This is a genomic window from Pseudomonas sp. PMCC200344, assembly GCF_030053095.1.
GTDB classification, from domain to species: Bacteria; Pseudomonadota; Gammaproteobacteria; order Pseudomonadales; family Pseudomonadaceae; genus Aquipseudomonas; species Aquipseudomonas svalbardensis.
In genome coordinates, this window is record NZ_CP125618.1 from 2,055,939 (window position 1) to 2,080,023 (window position 24,085).

The 24,085-nt window shown below is 57.7% G+C and carries 21 protein-coding genes, 1 tRNA gene and 2 pseudogenes; 14 read left to right on the top strand and 10 right to left on the bottom strand.

The features are described from left to right. The first annotated feature begins 51 nt into the window (after window positions 1–51). Window positions 52–783, top strand: a complete 732-nt coding sequence (locus QFW87_RS09225; RefSeq protein WP_283183701.1) for an amidotransferase — start codon at window positions 52–54, stop codon at window positions 781–783. Window positions 784–835: 52 nt separating this feature from the next. Here QFW87_RS09225 and QFW87_RS09230 read toward each other — a convergent pair whose 3' ends face one another. Next, window positions 836–1,807 carry a magnesium and cobalt transport protein CorA gene (locus QFW87_RS09230; protein WP_283183702.1) on the bottom strand — a complete coding sequence of 324 codons (972 nt, stop codon included), beginning with the start codon at window positions 1,805–1,807 and terminating at the stop codon, window positions 836–838. Window positions 1,808–2,048: 241 nt separating this feature from the next. Here QFW87_RS09230 and QFW87_RS09235 point away from each other — a divergent pair, with 241 nt between their 5' ends. After that, a complete protein-coding gene (locus tag QFW87_RS09235) occupies window positions 2,049–3,380 on the top strand; it encodes an IS4 family transposase (protein ID WP_283190333.1) in 1,332 nt (443 codons plus the stop codon). A gap of 26 nt (window positions 3,381–3,406) precedes the next feature. On the opposite strand, the gene QFW87_RS09240 is transcribed toward QFW87_RS09235, so the two are convergent. Then, window positions 3,407–4,129: a 1-acylglycerol-3-phosphate O-acyltransferase gene (locus QFW87_RS09240; RefSeq protein ID WP_056744165.1), complete on the bottom strand. Its 723-nt coding sequence runs from the start codon at window positions 4,127–4,129 to the stop codon at window positions 3,407–3,409. Window positions 4,130–4,343: 214 nt separating this feature from the next. After that, entirely contained in the window at window positions 4,344–5,033 is a 690-nt protein-coding gene (locus QFW87_RS09245) for a crotonase/enoyl-CoA hydratase family protein (protein WP_283190334.1), read from the bottom strand. 307 nt (window positions 5,034–5,340) lie between these two features. On the opposite strand from QFW87_RS09245, the gene QFW87_RS09250 reads away from it, so the two are divergent. From QFW87_RS09250 to QFW87_RS09290, 9 genes and pseudogenes are all read left to right on the top strand, one after another. Then, window positions 5,341–5,430 (top strand) — tRNA-Ser (locus QFW87_RS09250). A gap of 329 nt (window positions 5,431–5,759) precedes the next feature. Then, window positions 5,760–5,942 (top strand): hypothetical protein, encoded by a 183-nt coding sequence (locus QFW87_RS09255; RefSeq protein WP_283190335.1) that lies wholly within the window; start codon window positions 5,760–5,762, stop codon window positions 5,940–5,942. A gap of 184 nt (window positions 5,943–6,126) precedes the next feature. Then, window positions 6,127–6,839 (top strand): annotated as a pseudogene (locus QFW87_RS09260) (hypothetical protein). A 34-nt stretch (window positions 6,840–6,873) separates the two neighbouring features. Continuing rightward, complete coding sequence (locus QFW87_RS09265; protein WP_095130296.1) at window positions 6,874–7,194, top strand: YbjQ family protein; 321 nt, start codon at window positions 6,874–6,876, stop codon at window positions 7,192–7,194. Between the two features lie 146 nt (window positions 7,195–7,340). Next, complete coding sequence (locus QFW87_RS09270; RefSeq protein WP_283183705.1) at window positions 7,341–7,529, top strand: hypothetical protein; 189 nt, start codon at window positions 7,341–7,343, stop codon at window positions 7,527–7,529. 331 nt (window positions 7,530–7,860) lie between these two features. Continuing rightward, window positions 7,861–8,232 carry a bacteriocin gene (locus tag QFW87_RS09275; protein WP_283190336.1) on the top strand — a complete coding sequence of 124 codons (372 nt, stop codon included), beginning with the start codon at window positions 7,861–7,863 and terminating at the stop codon, window positions 8,230–8,232. A 183-nt stretch (window positions 8,233–8,415) separates the two neighbouring features. Continuing rightward, entirely contained in the window at window positions 8,416–8,844 is a 429-nt protein-coding gene (locus QFW87_RS09280; protein WP_283183706.1) for a glycine zipper domain-containing protein, read from the top strand. A gap of 125 nt (window positions 8,845–8,969) precedes the next feature. Beyond that, window positions 8,970–9,158: a hypothetical protein gene (locus QFW87_RS09285; RefSeq protein ID WP_046047922.1), complete on the top strand. Its 189-nt coding sequence runs from the start codon at window positions 8,970–8,972 to the stop codon at window positions 9,156–9,158. A gap of 108 nt (window positions 9,159–9,266) precedes the next feature. Next, complete coding sequence (locus tag QFW87_RS09290; RefSeq protein ID WP_283183707.1) at window positions 9,267–9,479, top strand: hypothetical protein; 213 nt, start codon at window positions 9,267–9,269, stop codon at window positions 9,477–9,479. A gap of 552 nt (window positions 9,480–10,031) precedes the next feature. Here the strand turns inward: QFW87_RS09290 and QFW87_RS09300 are convergent. Both QFW87_RS09300 and QFW87_RS09305 read right to left on the bottom strand, forming a co-directional pair. Then, the gene (locus QFW87_RS09300) at window positions 10,032–10,463 is read right to left on the bottom strand and encodes a HEAT repeat domain-containing protein (protein WP_283183709.1); all 432 of its coding nucleotides are present in this window, start codon (window positions 10,461–10,463) and stop codon (window positions 10,032–10,034) included. Continuing rightward, window positions 10,460–15,358: pseudogene (locus QFW87_RS09305) on the bottom strand (RHS repeat-associated core domain-containing protein). The gene QFW87_RS09300 and the pseudogene QFW87_RS09305 overlap by 4 nt, the downstream one beginning before the upstream one ends. 262 nt (window positions 15,359–15,620) lie before the next feature. On the opposite strand from QFW87_RS09305, the gene QFW87_RS09310 reads away from it, so the two are divergent. Then, entirely contained in the window at window positions 15,621–16,316 is a 696-nt protein-coding gene (locus tag QFW87_RS09310; RefSeq protein ID WP_283183711.1) for an HAD-IA family hydrolase, read from the top strand. A gap of 70 nt (window positions 16,317–16,386) precedes the next feature. Here QFW87_RS09310 and QFW87_RS09315 read toward each other — a convergent pair whose 3' ends face one another. Next, window positions 16,387–17,133 carry a 3-oxoacyl-ACP reductase family protein gene (locus QFW87_RS09315; RefSeq protein WP_283183712.1) on the bottom strand — a complete coding sequence of 249 codons (747 nt, stop codon included), beginning with the start codon at window positions 17,131–17,133 and terminating at the stop codon, window positions 16,387–16,389. A 125-nt stretch (window positions 17,134–17,258) separates the two neighbouring features. Here QFW87_RS09315 and QFW87_RS09320 point away from each other — a divergent pair, with 125 nt between their 5' ends. Next, a complete protein-coding gene (locus QFW87_RS09320) occupies window positions 17,259–18,182 on the top strand; it encodes a LysR family transcriptional regulator (RefSeq protein ID WP_283183713.1) in 924 nt (307 codons plus the stop codon). Between the two features lie 116 nt (window positions 18,183–18,298). Here the strand turns inward: QFW87_RS09320 and QFW87_RS09325 are convergent, their stop codons facing one another. From QFW87_RS09325 to QFW87_RS09335, 3 genes are all read right to left on the bottom strand, one after another. Then, window positions 18,299–19,027, bottom strand: coding sequence for an aspartate/glutamate racemase family protein (locus QFW87_RS09325; RefSeq protein ID WP_201113462.1), 729 nt, complete (start codon window positions 19,025–19,027; stop codon window positions 18,299–18,301). Window positions 19,028–19,083: 56 nt separating this feature from the next. Then, window positions 19,084–20,625 (bottom strand): NCS1 family nucleobase:cation symporter-1, encoded by a 1,542-nt coding sequence (locus tag QFW87_RS09330; RefSeq protein ID WP_283190338.1) that lies wholly within the window; start codon window positions 20,623–20,625, stop codon window positions 19,084–19,086. A gap of 452 nt (window positions 20,626–21,077) precedes the next feature. After that, window positions 21,078–21,818 carry a phosphoadenylyl-sulfate reductase gene (locus tag QFW87_RS09335; protein WP_008027340.1) on the bottom strand — a complete coding sequence of 247 codons (741 nt, stop codon included), beginning with the start codon at window positions 21,816–21,818 and terminating at the stop codon, window positions 21,078–21,080. 173 nt (window positions 21,819–21,991) lie between these two features. Here QFW87_RS09335 and thrH point away from each other — a divergent pair, with 173 nt between their 5' ends. Next, window positions 21,992–22,609, top strand: coding sequence for a bifunctional phosphoserine phosphatase/homoserine phosphotransferase ThrH (thrH, locus tag QFW87_RS09340; RefSeq protein ID WP_283183716.1), 618 nt, complete (start codon window positions 21,992–21,994; stop codon window positions 22,607–22,609). Between the two features lie 87 nt (window positions 22,610–22,696). Here the strand turns inward: thrH and pabB are convergent, their stop codons facing one another. Next, the gene (gene pabB / locus QFW87_RS09345) at window positions 22,697–24,034 is read right to left on the bottom strand and encodes an aminodeoxychorismate synthase component I (protein ID WP_283190339.1); all 1,338 of its coding nucleotides are present in this window, start codon (window positions 24,032–24,034) and stop codon (window positions 22,697–22,699) included. Window positions 24,035–24,085 lie beyond the last annotated feature (51 nt).

Below are 24,085 nucleotides of genomic sequence, written 5' to 3' on the forward strand. Positions count from 1 at the left end.
AAGGCAGGCTCAGGGGTGTGCATTATTCCCATCACGTGTCAGGTATTTTTTATGTCGTTACGCATCTGCATTCTGGAAACCGACATCCTGCGTCCGGAACTGGTCGATCAATATCAGGGTTACGGGCAGATGTTCCAGCGTCTGTTTTCGCAGCAACCCATCGCTGCCGAGTTCACCGTGTACAACGTGATGCAGGGCGAGTATCCCGGCGATGAGCTGACGTTCGATGCCTACCTGGTCACCGGCAGCAAGGCCGATTCCTTCGGCACCGACCCGTGGATTGAAACCCTCAGGACTTATCTGCTGACCCGCTACGAGCGCGGTGACAAACTGCTGGGCGTGTGCTTCGGTCATCAACTGTTAGCGCTGCTGCTGGGTGGCAAGAGCGAACGTGCGACCCAAGGCTGGGGCGTCGGCACCCACAACTACAAACTCGCCGCCAAGGCACCATGGATGAGCCCGGTGAGGGAAGAGCTGACCTTGTTGATCAGCCATCAGGACCAGGTCACCGCGCTCCCGGAAAACGCCACGGTCATTGCTTCCAGCGATTTCTGCCCGTTCGCCGCGTACCACATCAACGATCAGGTGCTGTGCTTCCAGGGGCATCCGGAATTCATTCACGATTACTCGCGCGCGCTGTTGGACATTCGTCAGGAAGCGCTGGGCGAACAGATTTATTCGAAAGGTATGGCGAGCCTTGAGCGCGACCATCACGGCACTACCGTTGCGGAGTGGATGATGCGGTTTGTGGCGCACAAGCCTGAAGCTGGATCGGTTCAATGAGCTGACAACGAACCTGTGACGAGGGGGCTTGTCCCCTCGCTACAATAGCTTGTTAAAGCCAACCTGATTTTTTGAAGCTCGCCCACAAACCCACACAACCCACCGTAATAAACCCCACCACCCCGAAATACCCGTATTGCCACGTCAACTCCGGCATGTTCTCGAAGTTCATCCCGTAGATCCCGGCCACCGCCGTCGGGAACGCCAGAATCGCCGCCCACGCCGCAAACTTGCGCTGCACCACGCTTTGGCGTGATGCCTCCAGCAACACCCCGACCTCGATGGTCTGGCTCGCAATGTCTGCCAGGGTCGTCAGGTCTTCCATCTGTCGCGTGACATGAATCTGCACATCGCGAAAGTACGGCCGCATATTCTTGTCTATGAATGGAAAGCTCAGCTTCTGCAATTCCTCACCGATTTCTACCATCGGTGCCGCATACCGACGCAAGCGCAATACATCGCGGCGCAGGCTGTGGAGCTTCTGGATGTCATGTTCATTTAGATGCCCACACATTACGTTGCTCTCCAGCTCATCGATCTCGGCATGGATCGCTTCACCCACGGGCTGGTAGTTTTCAATCACGAAATCGAGGATGGCATAGAGTACGAAATCTTCCCCGTGCTCCAGCAACAACGGACGCGCCTCACAACGCTGTCGGACATAGGCGTAGGACGCTGAATGACCATTGCGTGCGGTAATGATGTAGCCGTTGCCGGCAAAGATGTGAGTCTCGATGAACTGCAGTTTGCCTTCATTCCGGATCGGCGAATACGTGACGATGAACAGTGCGTCGCCGAAGGTTTCCAGTTTCGGTCGACTGTGTTTTTCCAGGGCGTCTTCGATGGCCAGTTCGTGCAGGTTGAACTGGCGTTGTAGATTGAACAGCTCCTGAGCGTTCGGCTCTTCGAGGCCGATCCAGACAAAGTGGTCGGGCTTTGCCGCCCAGGCGGCGCCTTCGTCGAGGGTGATATTGGTGACTTTCTTACCAGCGCTGTAAACCGCAGCAGCAACAACTCTACCCATGATAGTAATTCACTTCTTATTGGCAGCTTTCTATAAGCAAAGATGGCAGTGGCAGGCAGTGTCCAGCTTAGCCTTGTCTGCTGCTTGAGAGTCAATGAAATCTACTGAGTTCGCAGGCAATAGCTCGCAGACGAAAGAAAACCCGCACAAGGCGGGTAATGCCGATCAGTTAAGCCCTCTCGCTTGACCTTTGGCCGCAAGAAATCAAAATCCGATGCCTGTACTGGCATCGGATTTTTTTATGCGTCTCGCTCGGGCCCTGGAACTGACCCACAATATCGCCTCCACCCCTAACTCAATCGAGGGACTGGATTCTTTACTCGATCCATCTTTGGTCGAGCAGGCACTTGAACAGGCCGGCGTGGCGCCCCTGCGCAAGCGGCGTTTGCCACTGGAAATGATGCTCTGGTGCGTGATCTCCATGGCCTTCTTTCGCCGCATGTCGGCGTGGGATGTGGTCAGCCGCATGAACATCATGCTGCCGGGCCAACGTCCATTGGTGGCACCCAGCGCTGTGGTTCAAGCCCGTCAGAGATTGGGCTGCGAGGCTGTACGACAAGTCTTCCATCTGACTCAGAAAAGTTGGCATGAGGCCGTGGATCACCCAACTTGGGCAGGCTTGCGTTTGCTGGGGGTCGACGGTGTCGTATGGCGAACGCCCGATACACCCGAAAATCGGGCGCGCTACGATTCCGCCAGCAACCAGCATGGCGACACCGGTTTCCCCCAGGTGCGCATGGTCTGCCAAATGGAGTTGACCAGCCACATGCTGATCGGCAGCGCGTTGGATGGCTATCGCAGCAACGAAATGAAACTGGCGGAGCAACTGATCGAAACCACGCCCGATCACTCGCTGACGCTGTTCGATCGCGGTTTTTACTCCTTGGGTTTGCTGCATCAGTGGCAGCAAGCAGGCATCGAGCGACATTGGCTGATGCCTCTGCGCAAAGGTGCGCAGTACGAAGTGATTCAGCGCTTGGGGCGCCAGGACGCTGTGGTCTCGTTGAGCACTTCGCCGCAGGCCCGCACGCAATGGCCGGGGCTGCCGGAGCGCCTGACCGCGCGATTGCTGAGCAAAACCGTCAAGGGCAAGGTTTGTCAGATCCTGACGTCGATGGCCGATCCGCTACGCTTCCCGTCCGACGAAATCGTCGACCTGTACAGCCAGCGATGGGAGATCGAATTAGGGTTTCGCGAGATGAAACAGACGCTGCTCAACAGCAGCTATACATTGCGTAGCAAGACGCCCGAGATGATCGAGCAGGAACTGTGGGGTGTGTTGCTGGGCTACAACCTGCTGCGCTACCAGATGGTGGAAATGAGCCGCCACTGTCCAGGTATTTACCCGTGCGAAATGAGCTTTACCGCGTGTACTTGGGCAATTTTAGGGTTTATCAACAGCGTTTCGGCCGACCGTTCCGGGAACATCCCCAAATATCTGGCCGAGCTGCACGCCTCTGCCCCGCATTATGTTCTGCCGCATCGACGGGAAGAGCGCATTTATCCCCGCGCCATAAGGCTCAAATCACCGAAATATCCGATCAGAAAGAAAAATGCCAGTCAGCTTAACTGACTGGCATTACACAAGGCGGGTCTCTTTTACGCGGCTTGAAGTTGCCGATCCATTGAAGCGATGCACTCGCGCATCTGCTCGCGGCACTGGGCAATCAGCAGCGGCATGTCATCCAGGCTCAATCCAGCCGTAGGAATCGCCGGTAACGAGCGGATCAGAATCTTCCCACTGCGCCAACGGTTCAATCGCATGTGTTTAACGTAACTGCTGACACACACCGGAACAATCGGCACCCCGGCGGCAATGGCCATTTGAAAGGCGCCTTTCTTGAACGGCAGCAACTCTTCGCCCAGGTTGCGCGTGCCTTCCGGGAAGACCCAGATCGAAGTGTCTTCATTCTGTAGCGTGTGAGTAGTGGTGAGCATCGACTGGCGCGCTTTCTGCGCATTGCCGCGATCGATCAGCACATTGCCTGCCAGCCAGAACAACTGACCAAACAGCGGCACCCACTTCAGACTCTTCTTGCCGATACACACGGTGCGGCGGGGCACCACGTTGCCGAACACGAACAGATCGTAGTTGGACTGGTGGTTGGCGATGATCACGCAGCTGTCGGGTTTATCCATCAGCGGTCCGACGTCGGCCTTCACCCGCAGACGCAAAATGCACATCGCCGGCCATGCATAAAGACGCGCGCACAAACGGCTGTTGTCCGGATTGAACGGTCGGCACAGGCCGAGAATCACTCCGAGCACACCAGCCAGAATAAAGTGCAGGCCCATCAGTAACATACGAAACACAAACAGCATTTACAGGCCCCACCGGGACAAAAGGTGGCGCAGTGTACGGATGTGCACTGTTTTCGGCAATTGTCGCTATAGAGGTGGGAGATAGGCGATGTTTGAGCGCATGTTTCCGACTTGTGGGTCAGACGCGATCTAGAGCGGTTTTAGGCTTTTCAACGGAGCGCGTAAGAAAAAGCCCGACACGACGGTCGGGCTTTTCGGTGCGGCACGTTTGGCTTTAAACCAAAATCTCCTGATCCTGGATGATCGCGTTGTCCAGCGTCTCCAGCAGCGCCTTGCGCACTTTGAGCTTGGTGTTCTTGTGAGCGGTCATGTTGATTTTCTTCAACTGACGAGCCGCCGCCAGCGCCGCGCCTTGCAGCTCTTCAGCCGACACCACCACGTCGAGGAAACCGGCATCCACGGCGCTTTGCGGATTAAACATCTCGCCATTGATGACAGAGCGGTGGAACGCCGACTTGCGCAGACGATCACGGGCCAACTCAATACCGGCGTGGTGCATGGTCATGCCGATCTGCACTTCGTTCAGACCAATGCTGAACGGGCCGTCGACACCAATGCGGTAATCCACCGACAACAGCAGGAACGCGCCCTTGGCCACCGCATGCCCAGGGCATGCCGCGATCACCGGGAACGGGTGCGCCAACAGACGACGGGCCAGCGTCGAACCGGCAGTCACCAGCGCCACGGCTTCTTTAGGACCGGAGGTCATCACCTTCAAGTCATAACCGCCCGACAGAATCCCGGGTGTACCGGTAATGATCACCACCGCACGATCAGTCACCGCCTGATCCAGCGCGGCGTTAAACGCAGCAATCACGTCTGGAGAGATGGCATTGACCTTGCCATTGCTCAAGGTCAGGGTCGCGATACCGTCTTCGAGATGGTAGGAAATCAACTCACTCATGACGCTATTCCTTTCAATAAAGTAGGGCAGACGTTACCCACCGCCGCAGGCCAGGTAAAGCGCCGTGACTGACCACCCAGTCACCCATTCCCCGCCCGGCAAGCGTCGCCCGCCGCACCAGCCGCGCATTCCCCTCTATATAGAGGAGGGCGCGAAGCCGGAGATTGGCGGGTTTGCCATGGATTGGAACCTGCTCGAACGACTAAAACGCTAAGCGCATGAAAATTCTGCAAAAAAAGTTTGCCATCGGAAAAGCTTTCGACTACATTAGCGCGCCTCGACAGACAGAACATGTTTGACGAGATACGGTGAAGTGTCCGAGTGGCTTAAGGAGCACGCCTGGAAAGTGTGTATACAAGAAATTGTATCGAGAGTTCGAATCTCTCCTTCACCGCCAAATTCGATGTAACCAAAACCCCTGATTTCGAGAGAAGTCAGGGGTTTTGTGGTTTCTGGTGTCTGGATTTTGTGGATGGCAATGTTATTGACCCAAGACCATCGGCGAAGGCGCTTCCGAAATTCATGTAGGACGGGGGATAGGAATGTGGGAAGTAATGATGGAAAGCCAGGTAGTTGGGTGCTTTCATAAGTTTCAGCGCCTGACACGAGCCGTTTCGTGAGGGGTATTCGCTTTGCGCCTTTAGGGTACAAAATGAATCAACGGCAAGGCACATGACGCGGCCTGTTATCTGGAAGGACGAACGCACGTTATGCAGGAAATTCACCATGGAACAGGCCGAACTGGAAAAGGCTCACGTGGAGATCGTCAAGCTGATGGCTGAGCAGCGCAAGCTGAACGCCGAGGCGGGGAAGATGACCCGTGAAGCTTTTTGGTATCCGGTGGCTGTAGCGACTGGGTTGATTGGCACGGTGGCCACTGTCACAACTGTGTTGGTCAAGCTGCTCTAGTACCTTGGCAGTAGCAGATGAACAAGGCGCTCCGCATCACGGCTGTGCAACGGGCGTGAGCTCTGTTAGACGACTTTGCAAGCACGGTCTTCGAGGGTGTCCCAGATTTTGTGTAAACGGGATTTCTGTTAAACCGACAACAGCCGCTTCCCGCCGCATTGCTATTTCCCTCTCCGCCGCGTTGATGAGTACCGTCTCCTTATTCGCCACTGCATCCACGACTAAGACTTTCCCCGATGCTGAAGCCAGCGACCCCGCAAAACTAGGCTGGATGGTCGGCTCGCCACCAAATGCAGATCGTACCGTGCGCTTCGAAGACGGCAGCTATTTCCAGTTCCCGGCGATGCGTTGGAGTGTCTCGAACTTCCGTCAACTGATGCCTACGATCAACATTTCACGGGGGCTCGGTGCACCGGTTCCATTGGTATCTGCGCTGCGCAAAGACATCGATACGATCAGCTTCGTCCCGCTTGGCGCGAAGGCTCCGATGACCTGGGATCAATCCCTCGCGGCCACCTACACCGACGGGATTGTGGTGATGCATCGCACGGTTTGGCGAGATGTTTCGTAATGACGGCCAGTTCAACGGTCAGCAAATCGTGCCCCAAGCGGTGGTCGACGACCATACGTCGCGGCGGTGACAAGCAGGCATTCGCCCTGGCGGGGTACTATTTGTTGAAGGGGTGGAGCTACTGTTCAATGTGGTGGGTGACCAACAAAGAAGGTGGAGCCTTCATGGCGCGCGGGGTCCATGGGCAACGCATCTATGTCGACCCGAAAGCCGAGATGGTGATTGTTCGCTACGCCTCCCATCCGGTCGCCAGTAACTCGGCTAACAATCCGGTTACCTTGCCGGCGTTTGATGCGTTGGCTCAACATCTGTCCAGGTTGCCTTGAGTAATTATCCCCGGACCCTGAAGAAGGAAATTTAATGATCACCACCACAACCCACACCATCGAAGGCCGACAAATCACCGCCTATCTGGACATTGTCAGCGCCGAGTCGGTGCAGGGTGTCAACGTTATCCGCGATATGTTCGCCGGGATGCGGGATTTTTTCGGTGGGCGCTCTCAGACATTGGAGCGGGCGTTGAAGGAAGCACGGATTCAGGCAACCGACGAGTTGAAGGAACGGGCGCGGGCACTTCAAGCTGATGCGGTGGTGGGGCTTGATTATGAGATCAGCATGCCGGCCGGGAAGGGCGGGATGGTGGTGGTGTTCGTGACCGGAACGGCGGTCAAGTTGAGGTGAATGTGTCACGAGGCCGTTCGTCGGGGATGCAGTAATCTGAACTACAAGTCCAGTAATGACTGGCTAGTCTCAGAAGCGTTGAAGGTCGATATTTTTCAGGCAAATAGGGCTTGCCGGTGTCGACCCTTTTTTGAGAGGGGAAAGGTATGGCTGATTCGTATATCGAAGACGACGGATCTGAGTTTCCGATCAACAATTGCATGCAGTGTGGTCAAGCGGAGTATGTATCGGGCTTTGGTGAAGACCGGGACCAGGTCGCCAAAGTGAAATACAAGGTGCCCCGAACCGAAAAGGCGAATTTCTTGCCCAAGAGGATGCCGCCTTCCAGGAAGTAGCCGTCAACCGGACAGCCCCCGCCATTGAGCGGGGTTTTCATTTTCACAAGTTCGGCTGTTGAGATTTGGACTACAGATACACAACCCGCAGTTGGTGTTTTTTTTCACAAACTTTTCACACCTACCTACGTAGGCTTAACTCATCCGTTAGAAAGCAGTACCTGGCCCGTTCCCCCAGCGGGCTTTTTTTTGCCTGTCATAAAACCTTTTCTAAAAACGCTGTCCAACCGTCGCCTATTGCGAGGTTGTACCCGTGCGTGTCTGGACTTTGTCTCCTCTAAAGCATTCAATCTCGCCCCTTTCGGTTACCCCTTTTTTTGAGGTTCTTGTCATGCGTTTAACACTGCCTGCTTTGGTTCTGGGGCTTTTGGTTGCTCAAGGTGCGATGGCCGCGGGTGATGGCACTGCCGCCATCGGTGGTGGTTTGGGTGGCGCGCTGGGTAATGTGGTTGGCCAGAGCATGGGCGGCAGCACCGGTGCAGCGATTGGTGCTGGTGTCGCGGGCGCGGCCGGCAGTGCTGTTGGAGCACGCAAAGGCAGCCGCACTAAAGCCGCCATTGGTGGTGGTGTCGGCGCGGCCGGCGGTTCGTTAATCGGCAACAGCCTGGGCGGCAAGACCGGTTCCACCATTGGCGCAGGCTTGGGCGGCGCATTGGGCGGCGGCGTGGGCAGCAACCTGGCCAAAGGTCACAAGCGTCACTGATCCTGATTGAACAGCTCAAAAAGCCCGGCTTGATGCCGGGCTTTTTGTATCTGGATATTTCTTATTCGCGCTCTTCGAATTTACAGCTGTCCAACGATCAGCGCTGGCGTGATGAAAAAGCTAAACTCACGCCATCCGTAACGCGTTCTCTTACCCCCGATACGGAATTTAGAGGTTCATATCATGCGTTTGACATTGTCCACGTTGGTTCTGGGACTTTTGGTCGCTCAAGGTGCAATGGCTGCCGGTGACGGCACCGCTGCAGTTGGCGGTGGTATTGGCGGTGCGCTAGGTGACGTGGTCGGCCGGCAAATGGGCGGCAGCACGGGTGCCGCGATTGGCGCCGGTGTAGGCGGCGCGGCAGGTAGCGCGGTCGGCGCGAACAAAGGCAGTCGCACAGAAGCGGCTATTGGTGGTGGTCTGGGGTCGGCCGGTGGCTCGGTGATTGGCAATAGCCTCGGTGGTTCTACCGGTTCGACCATTGGCGCAGGCCTGGGCGGCGCGGCGGGTGGGGCGGTAGGCAACAACTTGGGTAACGATAGCGGCAGTTCGCACTCCGGTAGCGGCCACAAGCATAAGCATAAAAACAAGCACAAGAACAAACATCACTGATTCGACATTGAGCTACACCAGAAACCCGGCCTAGCGCCGGGTTTTTCATTTCTGGTAGTAGGACTCTGGAACGTTTGGTCGTGGGCCGCCTCGAACTTCATACACCCCAGAATGTGAGGCGTGCCATGACTCCTGAAACCGAAGGCAAGGAAGAAAAAGGCCCGAGCGGGCTTCCGTTCATTAACGATCCTGGTAACGAAGACCCAGGCTCCCTGATGGATGACGCAACGGTGCCGCTCAATGATTCCGATGATGCGGGCGACGTCGGAAATATCGAGTTCGAAGACGAGGAAGAGGATGAGGACGAAGATTGACCCTGCTGTGCGATGGGTTCGACCGATCGTCTCTCTGATCGAACGCAATGCAGGGCGCGATCCTCGAAACCTCAGGGCCTGCTTTTCAGGCCCCACGAGAGGTGCTTTATGAACGCTGATCCGAAAGTCTCCGACATCGACGATACCCCCGAATATCCGCTGCCTTCACCGACCGATTCCCTGAGTCGTGATCAACGTCCGCCTGATGACGACACCGCTGTAGAGCAGTTGCCGTCTGATGAAGTGAAGCGCGGAGATGTTGAAGCTCACCCTGACGACCCGGACATTGCCGGTGACGACGGTTCAAACGAATCGAGCTGAATTTACGCTGTGGCTCTGCGCCGCTCGTCGATTGTGCGGCACCTTTGAAAAGCGATGGCTGCCAGAAATCAGGTACGCACCTTTTAAAGGAGATACACCATGATCAGGTCAAAATTGACGGCCCTGACGGTGATCGGCGTGTTGTCGGCCGGTTCAATGTCGGCGTTTGCTCAGTCCTCCGGCAGCGATGCACCTGTGGATAAGGGCGGGAGGCCACCGTACTCCGAAATGAATGCGGGCTCCTCGGACGGGAAGGCGTTGCCGCCTGGCACCATTGAGGGTGGGGATGGTGGTGATGCAAACGGGAGTAGCACCAGCCCGGAGAAGGGAAACGGGGCGATGAGTGGTGGAGGTTCGAGTGGGAGCGGTTCTGGGAGTAGGTCTGGAGGATCCGGTAGTTCCGGGATGAGTGGAAGCGGGAGCGGTGGGAGTTCTGGGTCTGCGGGAGGAGGCGCGGGTGGTGCTGGTGGGAGTACGAGAGGTTCGGGTGATTAAGTAACTCAATATTTGCAACTGAATGCCCAGTAAACTGCTGGGCATTTTTGGCTCACCCTAATCCGTTGAAGCTTGAGATTTCGCTAATAGCGATTTGAGCTCAGGTTCAACCTCTTCGTGTGGGGTTGAGTTTATGATCTCAATTATCGCAGACGCATATTTGCTTTCTATTGCGACCTCGGCCCAGTCCAATTCGTAAATTGCGATTGTGCGGGCGTCAATATATGAAGAATCCATGAGGACAAGTTTCATTATTTCAATCGCTTCTGGTGAGCGGTTTTCTCCTAAGGAAACGATACAACGCTGCTGCCAGTATTCAGCTTTGCTTAACACTGTTGCTGCAAGTTTTATCCAATCCTCGGCTGCAAAATCACACAACACCACTTTGGCCACAAGCTCGCTGGAATAGGCAGTCCAGTTGGAGTTTTCTGAATCACCCATCCAAGTCTCAAACTTTTGAAAAATGTCATTCTTATCTTCTGGCCTCACGGCTTACCTCCCGTTGGATAGGATGAGGTGATCTGATCGTTTTCTTTAATCACTTGCCATTCGACGCCATCAATGACTTTTGTGTGTTGGGTGATTTTCATTCCAGCCTCATCGCGAATGATTGCACCTGGCGCACGTGCCACCTCATCTGTAGCTCTTAGGATCTTTTCGTCACTCCAGTTCTCCGGCGCAAACGTATGTCGATTAGGTGATTTAGCGGCCGACCAGCCTACTGTTCCATCTTTACGCTCCAGAATCATCTTGAAATTTTTTGCGCTGATGGTGCCATCTCTATTCGTCTGAAGTACGTCCACTTGATACTCCGGGGAGTTAAGTACTTTTGCGGAGTGCCCACCAATAGGGCTGTTATGCCTAGGGCTCCGAATCCCGTACAGAATCTTTTTCTGCATTGCGGCTGAGATGGTTCCTGAATAGGGGAGGTCAGGCTCTCCATCATTTATTTTAGTGTTGCCTGTCTCATCCGGAGGTAGGCAATTTCCTGTTCCCGCCTGTGGGCAATTCTCACTCAACCCCAGCGGATCAACCCACCCCGTCGGGTTCCGCGTGTACCGATACCCGTTAATCCCACCCGCCAACCTACTCGGATCCGGCGTCAAATACCGTCCAACATCCGGATTGTAGTAGCGATGCCGGTTGTAATGCAGGCCGGTCTCCGCATCGAAATACTGCCCCTGAAACCTCAACGGCTGATCAAGCACCTGATGAGTGTCGCGGTTGAGGCGAGTCAGGCGGCCATAGGCTGTGTATCGGGCGGCCCAGATGATGTCGCCGCTGTAATCGGTGAGTTCTTGCGGTGTGCCGAGGTGGTCGAGTTGCTAGTAGAACGGGCAGGCCTGATGTGGGCCTTTGCCGTCGAGCATGGCCAGCGGGCGGAAGCTGCCCGGTTCGTAGACGTAGCTGCGGTAATGCTCGCGGCTGCTTTCGGCGACGAGGTGGTCGCCCTGCCAGAAGAACTCGGTGGTGTTGCCGTCGACGGTTTTGCTGATGCGACGGCCGAAGGCGTCGTAGCGGTAGGTCGCCTGGCTGCCGTTGGGCAGGGTGGCGCCGATCAGCCGATGTTGGCAGTCGTAGCGGTACTCGGTGACCAGTTTTTGCCCGGTGCCGCGGCGCTCGCGGATCAGGTTGCCAAAGGCGTCGTAGTCGTAATGGCGGTCGCCTTGCATCAGCAGACGATTGCCTTTGACGGTCGCGGCGCCGGGGCGGTCCTGCATCAGCAGGTTGCCCGCCGGGTCGTGGGCGAAGGTTTCCGGTGGGTCGTCGCGGGTGTGGCGGACGCGGATCAGGCGGTTGAGCGGGTCGTATTGGTGGCTGCGTTGGCCGTGTCGCGTGTCGGCAATGTAGTCGAGGTTGCCGTTGGCGCTGTAGGCATAGTCGCGGCGATACAGCGGTTGGAGGTGTTGCCTGACAGAGTGGGCTTTCAGACGGCCCTGGTCGTCATACTGATAATCGCTGAGCAACAGGCCTTGTTGGCGGTTTAGTTCGCGCCCGGCGAAGAAGGTATGCGACGTCAGTCGGGTGCCGTTGAGGTCGATGGCCGTCAGCGCGCCGCCTTTGGCGTGGTGGTAGTGGAGTTTGCTGTTGTCCGGCAGGCGCAGGCGATTCAGCTGACCGCAGGCGTCGTAGCCATAATGCAAGGTGCCCCAACCTTGGTGTTCGCTGATCAGCCGGTCTTGCTGGTCGTATTCGAACTCCAGCGGGTGATCGTGGCCGTCGTCGACGCTGACCAGTCGGCCGAGGCTGTCGTAGCGGTATTCAACCTTGATGCCGTCGGGCAAGGTTTTGACCAGCAGGCGTCCGGCCGAATCCCGCTGATAAGCCGTCACCAGCTGCGAACCGTCCTCGCCGAACTCGGTTTTCTCCAGCAGATGGCCGTTGAGGTCGTACGCGTACGCCGTGCGTTGGCCGTCGAATCCGGTTTCCTGTCGGATCAAGCCATTGGGCGTGTAGTCCAGCAGATATTTTTCGCCGGACTCGTTTTCGATTTCCGTGAGCAACAGCTGGGCGTTGTCGTAGCGGTACTTCAGTTGGGTGCCGTCGGCATTGATGCGGCGGCTGACCAGGTGCAGGTCGTCGATGTATTCGTAGCGGGTGACGCGGCCCAGTTCATCGCGTTCGGCGGTGATTTTTCCGTAGGCGTTGTAGCTGAAGGCGCGGCTCGCGCCTGTAGGAAGCGTCGTCTGGATCAGTCGTCCAACGGCATCCCATTGGTAGTGGGTAACGGCGCCGTGTTCATCCTGTCGGGTAATCTGCCGCCCCAACGCATCGTAAGAAAACCGCCGCACACCACCGTCCGGCAGCGTTTCTTCAACCAACTGCCCCAAGCCATTCCAAACGAACACATGCCGACTGTTGTCCGGGTAACGGATCGACAGCAGCTGCCCTTTTTCGTCGTAGTGAAAGTGACTGACATGGCCGTCAGGGTCGGTCGCTTCGGTGACGTCACCGTGCGCATTACGCTGATATTTCCACACCGCTTTACCGCGGTACCGCGCATGCAGGAAACCGTTGCGGTACTCGTAGGTCGTCGGCTCGTCTTCCGGCGGAATCAGCGCGATAAGCCGTCCGACTTCGTCATAACGGTATTCGGTGACGGCGCCGAGCGGATTCTGCTCAGCAAGCAACCGACCTTGATCGTCGTAGGCCTTGAGGTGTTCGCCGCCGTCCAGCTCGACCTTGCGCACCAGCCGCGCGCGGTCGTCGTGCTCGTAAATCTCTTCGCTACCGTCGGCGTTTTTAACCCGCACACTGCCGTTGTCGTCCCAGACATAACGCGTGTCCATCTGCGAAAAAGTCGCCCAATGCCGCACGCACCGGGCCGCCTTACCGGCACGTTCCCACTCCCAGAAGAAACTCGCCCCACCGGCCAACTGCCGCTGCAGAATCACCTGCTGATCGTCGTAGTCGTAGCGTTCGCTTTCGCCGGCGGCATTGGTCGCTTCGATCAAGCGATGACGAGCGTCATAGCGGTAGGCAACCAGTGTGTGCTCGGTACGCCAGACGTCTTCCAGGGTGTCGGCCGGATAAAAACACTGATACTCGACGGCGACGATGTGCCGGCGCTCATAGCGCAGTAGAAGGGAACGCCCTACGCCGTTATCGAGGCGTTTGATCCTGTCAGAAGTGTCCCGCTGCGCCGTCAGCCGATTGCCATAGGCATCGCTGATGGCCGTCAGACGTCCTGCACGAAAGTGGAAAAAACGCGTTTTTTCGCCAGCTTGCGCGAGGATCAATTCTTCGGGTTCATCGCCGAGATAAATCGCCGCCCGCGACAGGCTATTGTGAATCGTCGGGCGCTCGATATTCGGTAGCGGAAAGGTCGTACGACGGTTTTCGTGGTCGATCCAGATGACGGTGTCGCCATCGATTTCCAGGTGATGGGCGAGTGAGTGACTCCAGCCGAATCCGAGCCCGCAATCGATCTCCACCGCACTGGTGCGATAGAGCCGGGTGAAGTCGAACGGCAAAATACCGTCAAGTGAACCGTCGGTCAGCGTGAGCAGTTCCTCGCCCGTGACCATCGATACCGGACAGCCATTGGTACAGGTCAACGGTCCGCAATCGGCGCTCTCACCGTTGGGGTTTTTCGCCTGCTCCGGGGCATCATCGCGATGTTCCTGCCTGCCAATCCTGGTCATGGCTTCAGACTTGTCGCGAGCAATGGCCACCGGATTCTTCACCAACAGAACTGGCGCAACCCCGGCGGTGATTTGCAACGACACGGCGGGCGCAGGTTTGATCGGTGCATTCCGGGCATTGACCATCAGCGGTTTGAGCGCGCCAGCGTGGGCTGTCAGGTCGGACCTGGCGGTGAGCTCAGCCAATCGCAAACTGGCGGCCGCCAGCCATTGCCGGGTCTGCGGGGACTTGATCCCGGACAGCACCTTCTCACTCAGGCGCAACTCCAGTCCCGCAGGACCGGTAAGGCACACGAGCAGGAAACTGATCAATATCTCCGTACGAATTTCCGCCACGACTTCGGCGATGTACTGCGGCGGCAGCATCCTCAGCCAACTGGTGAACGCCGCGAGATGAATGAACATCAACGGCTCGTCGCTCAGCATCAGCAACACCTTGGCGATGGACTCCGCCGAAGCGTTCAGCAGCGTTTCAAGCTCGGATCGGGTCAGGTATTCGAGGAGTTTTTCGCTGTTGGCTTGCAGGTCCGCGATCAGGGCGTAAATCTGTTTCACGTCATCCCACAAACCGTTCAGCGAGTTCTCGAAGCCGCGCCAATCGGCTTGTTGCAGCATGCCGTAGCGCTTGATGAAACCGACCTGGGAGAACCCGGCCCACGCTGGTTCGAACTCGGTCGTCCATTCGTTGCGCAACCAGCGTTCCAGCTCGCCGATGACGCCCTGATAGGAGGCGTAAAGTGCTTTGACGTGATCAGCGGATACATCGGGAAAGAAGGTGATGCGATAACGCTGGCCGCGCTGGCAATCGCGGATTTCCAGGATGCCGCTGGGGCCGATCTCGTCGTAGATCGGCTCGCCGAACGTCTGTTCACCCGCCACATCGGAAAGCAAAGGTTCAAGCATCACCGGCGTATTGCCGATCGGCACGAAACGCGCTGCCTCAAACATATGCACCAGGGTCAACGGACCGCTGGCCTGGCACGCGGCGACAGTCGCACTGACAGGCGTGGTCGAATTCTTCGGCGCGCTTAGACGGACTTCATTGCCGACCTTGAATACTTGCTCGACATCCAGGGCCTTGCCGGTCCAGAAACTTTCAGCCCAGGCATCGTAGTCATTGAGGCAGAGCCGAAAGTCATCGAGCAGCGCTTCGACATCCGGGTGCTCAGGGTCCATGGCGGCGACCACCAGCAGCCCGATGGTATTGTTCAAGGCCAGGAGGTTGTCAGGTATGAACATTCGCAGTCCCTCGCGCGGATCAATTCAGAGCGCGAGACTTTGCGGGGGATCGGCGGGGAAAGAAGTCGGGAAAGTAAGTGTTTGGTGTAGGGGAAATCGCTAAATGACGGAGAGCACTTCGGCGCAGGTTTTAGTACCACTCAGGCATTGCCCGTTGCCCTATGCCAGTCGCGGTCGCTATGCTGCTGAATCCTTTAATCGATCGCGGACCCGGCCGTACCTGAGCCGCCTCTGGGATGTCATAGAAAACGGATCAGATGCGATGAATGCACCGCTGAATGAATTCGGCCCGATCAAGGCCGTGATTTTCGATATGGACGGCTTGTTGCTGGACACCGAGGGCATTTACACCGAGGTCACGTCCATGATTGCCGCGCGTTACGGTCGGGTCTTCGATTGGAGCGTCAAACAGCACATCATCGGCCGTGGCGCGGGTGATCTGGCGCGTTATGTGGTCGAGGCGCTGGACCTGCCGATCACCGCCGAAGAGTTCCTGGTGATCCGCGAACCGCTGATGCGTGAGCGTTTTCCTACAGCGCTGGCGATGCCTGGCGCGCAGGAGCTGGTTCGGCATTTGAAGGCCAACAACATTCCGATCGCGGTGGGCACCAGTTCGTCGCGTCAGTCGTTCGGCCAGAAAACCACGTTGCACCGCGACTGGTTCGCGCTGTTCGATTTCATCGTGACGGCCGATGATCCTGAAGTCGGCGCGGCCAAACCGGCACCGGACATCTTCCTCACGGCGGCGCGGCGCCTGGGTGTAGCGCCTGAAGATTGCCTGGTGTTCGAGGATTCACCGTTCGGTGTCACGGCGGCGAAAGCGGCGGGGATGACCGCGATTGCGATCCCGGATGCGGCGATGGCTGACGAAAAATACGCACACGCCGATGGCATTCTTCGTACGCTGAAAGCGTTCAATCCGAGCGCTTGCGGTTTGCCAGCGCTCGAATGGGCTTAAAGCTGCGTACATGAAAACGCCGGCAACCTGGTCAGGGTTGCCAGCGTTTTTTTATGCGTGATTCAGAACATCAGGCGCCGAAACCACCGTCGATGGTCAGGCTGGCACCGGTGATGTAGCCGGCTTCGGGACCCACGAGGTAGGCGACGAAACTGGCGATTTCTTCCGCTTTACCGTAACGACCCACCGCCATCAATGGGATCAGGCTTTCGGCGAAGTCACCACTGGCGGGGTTCATGTCAGTGTCAACCGGGCCCGGCTGCACGTTGTTGATGGTGATGCCGCGCGGGCCGAGGTCACGCGCCAGGCCTTTGGTCAGGCCGACCAGCGCCGACTTGCTCATGGCGTAAGGGCCACCTCCGGCGAACGGCATGCGGTCGGCGTTGGTGCTGCCGATGTTGATGATGCGACCGCCTTCGGTCATGTGTTTGGCTGCGGCCTGGGTGGCGATGAATACGCTGCGCACGTTGATCGCGAGGGTCTGGTCGAAGTCTTCGAGTTTGAAATCTTCCAGCGGTGCAACGGCCAGCACGCCTGCGTTGTTGACCAGAATGTCCAGGCGGCCAAAGGCTTTTACGGTGGCGGTCACGGCGTTGCGGATGGCCTCGGCGTCGGCGCTGTCAGCCTTGATGGCGAGGGCTTTGCCGCCGTCACCGGTGATGCTGTTTTGCAATTCTTCGGCTTTGGCCGTGGAGCTGACGTAGGTGAAGGCCACTGTCGCGCCTTCAGCGGCCAGGCGTTTGACAATGGCGGCGCCGATACCGCGGGATCCGCCTTGAATCAAAGCCACTTTGCCGCTGAGGTTCTGAGTAGTCATATCGATCTCCAGAGTCCCGAGGCGAGATGTCTCGGTTGATGGAGCCCAGTATCGATTCAGGATTACCGGCTGTGTAGACGGTAATTGCGATAGTCTGTGTAAACCAGAAGTTTATAGTGGTGCTTATGGAAACCTTCAGCAGTATCGAATGCTTCGTGCGCAGTGCCGAGGTCGGCAGCTTCGCCGAAGCCGCGCGCCGCCTGAGTCTGACCCCGGCGGCGGTGGGTAAGAGCGTCGCCAAACTTGAGGCGCGACTGGGTGTGCGGCTGTTTCAGCGCAGCACTCGCAGCCTGACGCTCACTGAAGCGGGTCATCGGTTTCTCGGTGAAGTGAGTTCCAGTCTTCACACGATCCAGAATGCCGTGGCCAATCTGGCCAGCGCCGAGGGGCTACCTGCGGGGACGTTGAAGGTCAGCATGGGTACCGTGTTCGGGCGTTTGTACATCGTGCCGTTGCTCGGGGAGTTTCTGCGACGCTTTCCGGCGATCAACCCGGACTGGCATTTCGATAATCGTCAGGTCGATCTGATTGCTCAGGGGTTCGATGCGGCGATTGGTGGGGGATTCGAGCTGCCGCAGGGGGTGGTGGCGCGTAAGCTGACGCCGGCGCATCGGGTGTTGGTAGCATCAGCCGACTATCTTGCAGGGCGTGAGGTGATTGCCGAGCCCGATGATCTGAAGCATCACGATGGCATCCTGATTCGATCGCCGCAGACCGGTCGTGTGCGTTCCTGGCAATTGACCAGTCGCACCCAGCAACACAGCCCGCTGACGCTCAAGGCGCGGATGACCATGAGTGATTCGGAGGCGGCCTGCGCCACGGCCGCCCAAGGGTTGGGCATTGCGCTGGTGAGCATGCCGTTTGCCGTGGGCTACCTGGAGGCCGGGACCTTGCAGCGGGTGCTGCCGGACTGGTATGTCGACGATGGCAACATTTCGATTTATTACGCGGAGCACAAACTGCTGCCCGGCAAGACCCGGGCGTTTGTGGATTTCGTCATTGAGCAGTTTGCGGAGCAGGGGTTGGGGCAGCGGTTCAGTGCACTATGAGCCGGCTTCAAAACCGAGGCGCGGCCTTCGCGAGCAGGCTCGCTCCCACATTGGATTTGTGAACGACACAGACCCATTGTGGGAGCGAGCCTGCTCGCGATGAACGATGACGCGGTCTACCTGCCAAACCGCCCAGGCCAGCCAATAATTTTCTTCGGCCGCGGCGTCGCATAAGTCCGCACTTTCGACGTCGACAATCCCAATCGCACCAACGACTCGGCAATCGTCACCGCCGCCGTCACACCATCCACCACCGGCACGCCAGTGCGCTGACGAATCTGTTCATCCAGCCCGGCCATGCCGCCGCAGCCCAGGCAAATCACCTCGGCCTTGTCTTCAAGCACGGCCAATTCCGCCTGACGAATAATTGCCTCCAGCGCACGCTCGGGATCGGATTCCAGTTCCAGCACCGCCAAACCACTGGCCCGCACCGACGCGCAACGGTCCCAGAGTCCGGACAGTTTGAGGCGATCCTCGATCAATGGGACGGTGCGGTCCAGCGTGGTGACCACCGAGTAGGCATGGCCGAGGAACATGGCGGTACTGGCCGCCGCATCGGTTATGTCCACCACCGGCACGTTGAGCAACTCCTGCAAACCCTCGCGGCCGTGCTCGCCGTAACCGGCCTGGATCACGGCATCGAAGGGTTGGTCGTAGGACATCACCCGGTCCATCACCGCGATAGCAGCCAGATAACTTTCGAAATTGCCTTCGATGGAGTCAGCACCGAAGTAGGGCGTCAGGCCGATGATTTCTGTGCCGGGCGCGGCCACGGACTGAGCCGAGCGTGCGATGGCCTGGGTAATGGACTCGGTGGTGTTGACGTTGACCACGAGAATTCGCATGGGAAGTCCTTATAACAGGTGGTTCTGCGGCCCCAAGGTGCCGGGCCGCCAAGGGGTTAATGACTGACGTTATCGACGGCGATGGCTTCGCCGCTGACGTCTGCGTAATGGGGCTGCCGTTTGGCGATGATCAGGTAGAGCATCCCGGCAATCCCGGCCCCAATCAGCCAGGAGAAGGGCGATACGCTGTCGAAGCCCGGGACCAGCGCCAGGACGATGGCGATCAGCGCGGCAGGAATGAACGCCGCGACGGCGCGTAAATTGACTCCGCGGCTGTAGTAATAAGCGCCGTTGGGGTCTTCGCTGTACAACTGCGGCACGTTGACCTGACCTTTTCGTACGAGCCAGTAGTCGACCATGATCACCCCGTACAACGGGCCGAGCAGGGCGCCAAGGCCGGACAGGAAATACACGATCACCAGCGGGCTGTTGTAGAGGTTCCACGGCAGGATCAGCACCGCGATGGTCGCGCTGATCAGCCCGGCGCGGCGGAACGTCAGGTATTTGGGCGCCAGATTGCTCAGCACGAAGGCCGGAGCGACGAAGTTGGCCATGATGTTCACCGCCACGGTGACGATCAGGAACGCCAGGCAGCCGAGCACCAGAAAGAAGGTGTTGGGGATCGAGGCAATAATTTCCGTCGGGCTTTCGATGATCCGTCCATTGATCTGAAATTGCGCGCCGCAGAGCAGGACTGTGATGCAGGCGAACACCAGAATATTTACCGGCAGGCCCCAGAAATTGCCGACCTTGATGGTCTTGCGGCACGGTGACGAGCGAGCGAAGTCGCAGAAGTTGAGGATCAGCGTGCCGTAGATCGACAGCCACAACGCACCACCGGCAAAGATGTTGCGCCACATCTCGCCGCCGGTCAGCGGTTCGCGGATCGACCAGGCGATGGTCGCGTTGGCCTGAAAGTACATCCACCCGGCAAGAGCGGCGACGGTCAGCAGAATCACTGGCCCGGCGAACGCTTCGTAGCGCCGCACCATTTCCATGCCATAGGCGAGAATCGCCAGTTGCACGAACCAGATCGCCACGAAGCACACCCAGCCCAGGCTTGATAGGCCGAGGATTGAGTTGTGGTCGTAGTCAGCGAAACCTGGATGAACCGCTGTCAGCAGTACCCGAAAGACCACCGAGGCCAGGTACGTCTGAATTCCGAACCAGGCGATGGCGATAACGGCACGAATCAACGCAGGAATCTGCGCCCCGTGAATGCCGAAACTGATCCGGCTGATGACAGGAAACGGCACGCCGGTTTTTTGCCCCATGTAACCCGAGAGGTTCATGAAGCAATACACCAACGCCGCGCCGATCCCCAGGGACAGCAGGATTTGCCAGCCGCCCAGTCCGAGCGCATACAGCCCGATGGCGAATGAGTAATTGGCGATGTTATGAACGTCGTTGGTCCACAGGGCGAAAATGCTGTAGCGGCCCCAACGTCGACCTTCGGCTTTGGTCGGCGCCAGGTCCTTGTTGTGCAGGCGGGGGCTGAGTACGACGGGTTCTTGAAACGTTTGGTCGTGAGGGGTTGAAGTGGGTGGGTGGGAGGGCAGATCCAGCGCGATGTTGTTGTTGGAGAGGCTAGTACGCATTCCGGCAGGCTCCGAGCTTGGCGTCGCGATGACTGTGCATGAGCGTTGGCTCGACAAATCTTCGTCGCGGGCAGTCAGCATCATTGGTTACGGGGCATCTGCAGCCTGTACGGGATAGGGCGCTTCAGGCTTGCGGATCTAAAATGTGTGTATGTTTTGATGTGGTTGTATACAAAACATGTATGCATTTAAGCCAAATCCATGCCAGTCAGCGATCTATGAATTTCACCGTTAATTTCGTTTTGTTATCTGTTTGCGATAAGTATCTGAAATAAAGGCGATAAAAATTGACTGTTTGAACAGGTATTTATTTTTCAGTGGGATGTGTATGAAAGGTCGACTGAGGAAGTCTGAAGAGGGGCGTGTAACTTTTTGGGGCGCTGAAATGAAAAGTGCACACACAAATGGCACCTATGGTGACATTCGTGTGTACACATTTATTGAGGCGGTTTTCAAGCCTTGGATTTGCTGATGATGTTGCCCGCATGCAGACCGCATTCCTTCTGCGTCGCTTCTTCCCACCACCAACGACCTTCGCGCTCGTGCTGGTTCGGCAACACCGGACGGGTGCAGGGCTCGCAGCCGATGCTGATGAACCCGCGTTCGTGCAGGCTGTTGTACGGCAGCTCCAGCATGCGGATGTAACCCCAGATCTCTTCACTGGTCATTTGCGCCAGTGGGTTGAATTTGTACAGGGTGCGTTCTGGAGTAGAGAACGCGGTATCAATTTCCAGCACCGCGACGGCGCTGCGAGTTCCAGGGCTCTGATCACGACGCTGCCCGGTGGCCCAGGCCGTCACCCCCGAGAGCTTGCGACGTAGCGGCTCGATCTTGCGGATGCCGCAGCATTCGCCATGGCCGTCCTTGTAGAAACTGAACAGGCCTTTTTCCTTCACGAAAGGTTCGAGCTTGGTGTAGTCCGGCGACACCAGTTCGATGTCGATCTTGTAGTGCTCGCGCACCTGATCGATGAAGCGGTAGGTCTCGGGGTGCAAGCGGCCGGTGTCGAGGCTGAACACTTTGACGTTCTTGTTCAGCTTCCAGGCCATGTCCACCAGCACCACGTCTTCGGCGCCGCTGAAAGATATCCACAGGTCATCGCCAAACTCAGCGAACGCGAGTTTCAGGATGTCCTGTGCGGATTTGTTGGCATAGGTCGTGGCGAGTTCCACGACGTCGAACGTTGGGCTCATCAGGGCGGCTTCCTACAGGTCGGTGGCGCTGGGCGCTCTATATGGGGCTGATGGTAACAAAATCCTGCTGCTGCTGGCGCGCCCTCTGCGTTGCACCCGCCAGCCTGAGTCGCTAGAGTTCGGCAGTCCTTTTGCTCGCTCGACTCAATAATCAATACAAATGGGAGTGTCTTGTGGAAATTGCCTGTCTGGATCTTGAAGGTGTACTGGTCCCGGAAATCTGGATCGCCTTCGCCGAAAAAACCGGGATTGAATCCCTCAGGGCTACCACCCGGGACATCCCCGACTACGACGTGCTGATGAAGCAGCGCCTGCGGATCCTCGACGAGCACGGCTTGAAACTCGCTGATATTCAGGAAGTGATCGCCACGCTCAAGCCACTGGATGGCGCCATCGAGTTCGTCAACTGGCTGCGTGAGCGCTTTCAGGTGGTGATTCTGTCGGACACGTTCTACGAGTTCTCCCAGCCGTTGATGCGTCAACTGGGCTTTCCGACATTGCTCTGCCATCGCCTGATTACTGACGATTCCGGTCGGGTGACGAGCTATCAATTGCGTCAGAAAGATCCCAAGCGCCAGTCGGTTTTGGCCTTCAAGAGCCTTTACTACCGGGTGATCGCGGCGGGGGATTCCTACAACGACACTACGATGCTGGGTGAGGCGGATGTGGGGATTCTGTTTCATGCGCCGGACAATGTGATTCGCGAGTTTCCGCAGTTCCCGGCGGTGCACAGCTTTGAAGCGCTGAAGCAGGAGTTCATCAAGGCTTCGAATCGGGCGTTGAGTTTGTAGTTGTTTTCAAGGACGCCTTCGCGGGCAAGCCTCGTTCCTACAGGTGATCACCGGTCACAGTAGGAGCGAGGCTTGCCCGCGAAGCTTTTAAAGGTTTTTCAGGGTGTCGAGCAATACCTTCACCTTGGTTATCGACTCCTGATACTCAGCCTGCCACTCAGAATCCGCGACGATTCCGCCACCGCCCCAGCAACACACCTGCCCATCCTTGACCAGCAAACTGCGAATCGCGATCGAGCTGTCCATCTCGCCGCGCACGTCCAGATAGAGCAAAGATCCGCAGTACAACCCACGACGCGTCGGCTCCAGTTCGTCGATGATCTGCATCGCGCGAATTTTCGGTGCACCGGTAATCGAGCCGCCAGGGAAGCTGCCGGCGATCAGGTCCAGCGCATCCCGGTCATCCGCCAGCTCTCCGGTGACGCTGCTCACCAGGTGATGCACGTTCGGGTAGCTTTCCAGGATGAACAACTCCGGGACCCGCACCGAACCGATACGGCAAGTCCGGCCGAGGTCATTGCGCAGCAGGTCGACGATCATCAGGTTTTCTGCGCGGTCCTTGGGGCTGGCCAGCAGTTCGGCGGCGTTTGCCGCATCTTCGGCAGCGGTCAGTCCGCGAGGGCGGGTGCCTTTGATCGGGCGGGTTTCCACATGGCGTTCGCTGACTTTGACGAAGCGTTCTGGCGACAGACTCAGTACCGCACCGCCGTCAGGCAAGCTCTGAAAACCGGAAAATGGCGTCGGGCACGCCGCCCGCAGCGCGCAATACGCGGCCCAAGGATCGCCCTGGCACTGCGCGCGGAAACGCTGGGCGAAGTTGACCTGGTAACAGTCGCCGGCCTGGATGTATTGCTGAATGCGTTCGAGCGCGTGGCGATACTCGTCAGGGCTAAGGTCGGCCTTCATCGGGGCTTTCAACTTGAAAGGCTCGACTGCTTCAGCCGTAGGCTTACTGAATAGCGTGATCAGACGCTGACGTTCGCTGTCGATCAGCGACGGGTGGAAGACCAACTGACTTGTACTCAGTTGGTGATCGCTGATCAGTGCCCAGTCATACAGCCCAAAGCGTGCATCGGGCAGTTGCAGATCGTCCTGCGCCTGACTCGGCAGGTTTTCCAGATGCCGACCGAAGTCGTAGCTCAGGTAACCGATGAGGCCGCCAGCGAAGGGCAAATCGTAAGGAGCAGCCGCTTCACCGAGTCGTGTCAGATTATCGCGAAGGCGTTGCAGGAAATCGCTGCCACTTTCGTCAGGCAATACTGCTATTTGCTCCAGCGGCCAGGCACTGAGCAGGTCATAACGTCCACGCTCGGCACTCGGCCGGCCACTGTCGAGCAGCACGGCACCGGGGGCATGACGAATCGCCGCGAAGTACTCGGCAGGGTTGGCGCGATAGGGGAGCGGGTGTACGGAACAGGTCAACATGGGCGGGGCAGATCAGCCAACGAGGCGAGGGTGGCGATTGTAGTCTCCTCG

Excerpts from the sequence above, each read along its gene's own strand:
- QFW87_RS09225 (WP_283183701.1), top strand. The coding sequence starts at position 52 with ATGTCGTTACGCATCTGCATTCTGGAAACCGACATCCTGCGTCCGGAA.
- QFW87_RS09230 (WP_283183702.1), bottom strand. The coding sequence starts at position 1,807 with ATGGGTAGAGTTGTTGCTGCTGCGGTTTACAGCGCTGGTAAGAAAGTC.
- QFW87_RS09235 (WP_283190333.1), top strand. The coding sequence starts at position 2,049 with ATGCGTCTCGCTCGGGCCCTGGAACTGACCCACAATATCGCCTCCACC.
- QFW87_RS09240 (WP_056744165.1), bottom strand. The coding sequence starts at position 4,129 with ATGCTGTTTGTGTTTCGTATGTTACTGATGGGCCTGCACTTTATTCTG.
- QFW87_RS09245 (WP_283190334.1), bottom strand. The coding sequence starts at position 5,033 with ATGAGTGAGTTGATTTCCTACCATCTCGAAGACGGTATCGCGACCCTG.
- QFW87_RS09255 (WP_283190335.1), top strand. The coding sequence starts at position 5,760 with ATGGAACAGGCCGAACTGGAAAAGGCTCACGTGGAGATCGTCAAGCTG.
- QFW87_RS09265 (WP_095130296.1), top strand. The coding sequence starts at position 6,874 with ATGATCACCACCACAACCCACACCATCGAAGGCCGACAAATCACCGCC.
- QFW87_RS09270 (WP_283183705.1), top strand. The coding sequence starts at position 7,341 with ATGGCTGATTCGTATATCGAAGACGACGGATCTGAGTTTCCGATCAAC.
- QFW87_RS09275 (WP_283190336.1), top strand. The coding sequence starts at position 7,861 with ATGCGTTTAACACTGCCTGCTTTGGTTCTGGGGCTTTTGGTTGCTCAA.
- QFW87_RS09280 (WP_283183706.1), top strand. The coding sequence starts at position 8,416 with ATGCGTTTGACATTGTCCACGTTGGTTCTGGGACTTTTGGTCGCTCAA.
- QFW87_RS09285 (WP_046047922.1), top strand. The coding sequence starts at position 8,970 with ATGACTCCTGAAACCGAAGGCAAGGAAGAAAAAGGCCCGAGCGGGCTT.
- QFW87_RS09290 (WP_283183707.1), top strand. The coding sequence starts at position 9,267 with ATGAACGCTGATCCGAAAGTCTCCGACATCGACGATACCCCCGAATAT.
- QFW87_RS09310 (WP_283183711.1), top strand. The coding sequence starts at position 15,621 with ATGAATGCACCGCTGAATGAATTCGGCCCGATCAAGGCCGTGATTTTC.
- QFW87_RS09315 (WP_283183712.1), bottom strand. The coding sequence starts at position 17,133 with ATGACTACTCAGAACCTCAGCGGCAAAGTGGCTTTGATTCAAGGCGGA.
- QFW87_RS09320 (WP_283183713.1), top strand. The coding sequence starts at position 17,259 with ATGGAAACCTTCAGCAGTATCGAATGCTTCGTGCGCAGTGCCGAGGTC.
- QFW87_RS09325 (WP_201113462.1), bottom strand. The coding sequence starts at position 19,027 with ATGCGAATTCTCGTGGTCAACGTCAACACCACCGAGTCCATTACCCAG.
- QFW87_RS09330 (WP_283190338.1), bottom strand. The coding sequence starts at position 20,625 with ATGCGTACTAGCCTCTCCAACAACAACATCGCGCTGGATCTGCCCTCC.
- QFW87_RS09335 (WP_008027340.1), bottom strand. The coding sequence starts at position 21,818 with ATGAGCCCAACGTTCGACGTCGTGGAACTCGCCACGACCTATGCCAAC.
- pabB (WP_283190339.1), bottom strand. The coding sequence starts at position 24,034 with ATGTTGACCTGTTCCGTACACCCGCTCCCCTATCGCGCCAACCCTGCC.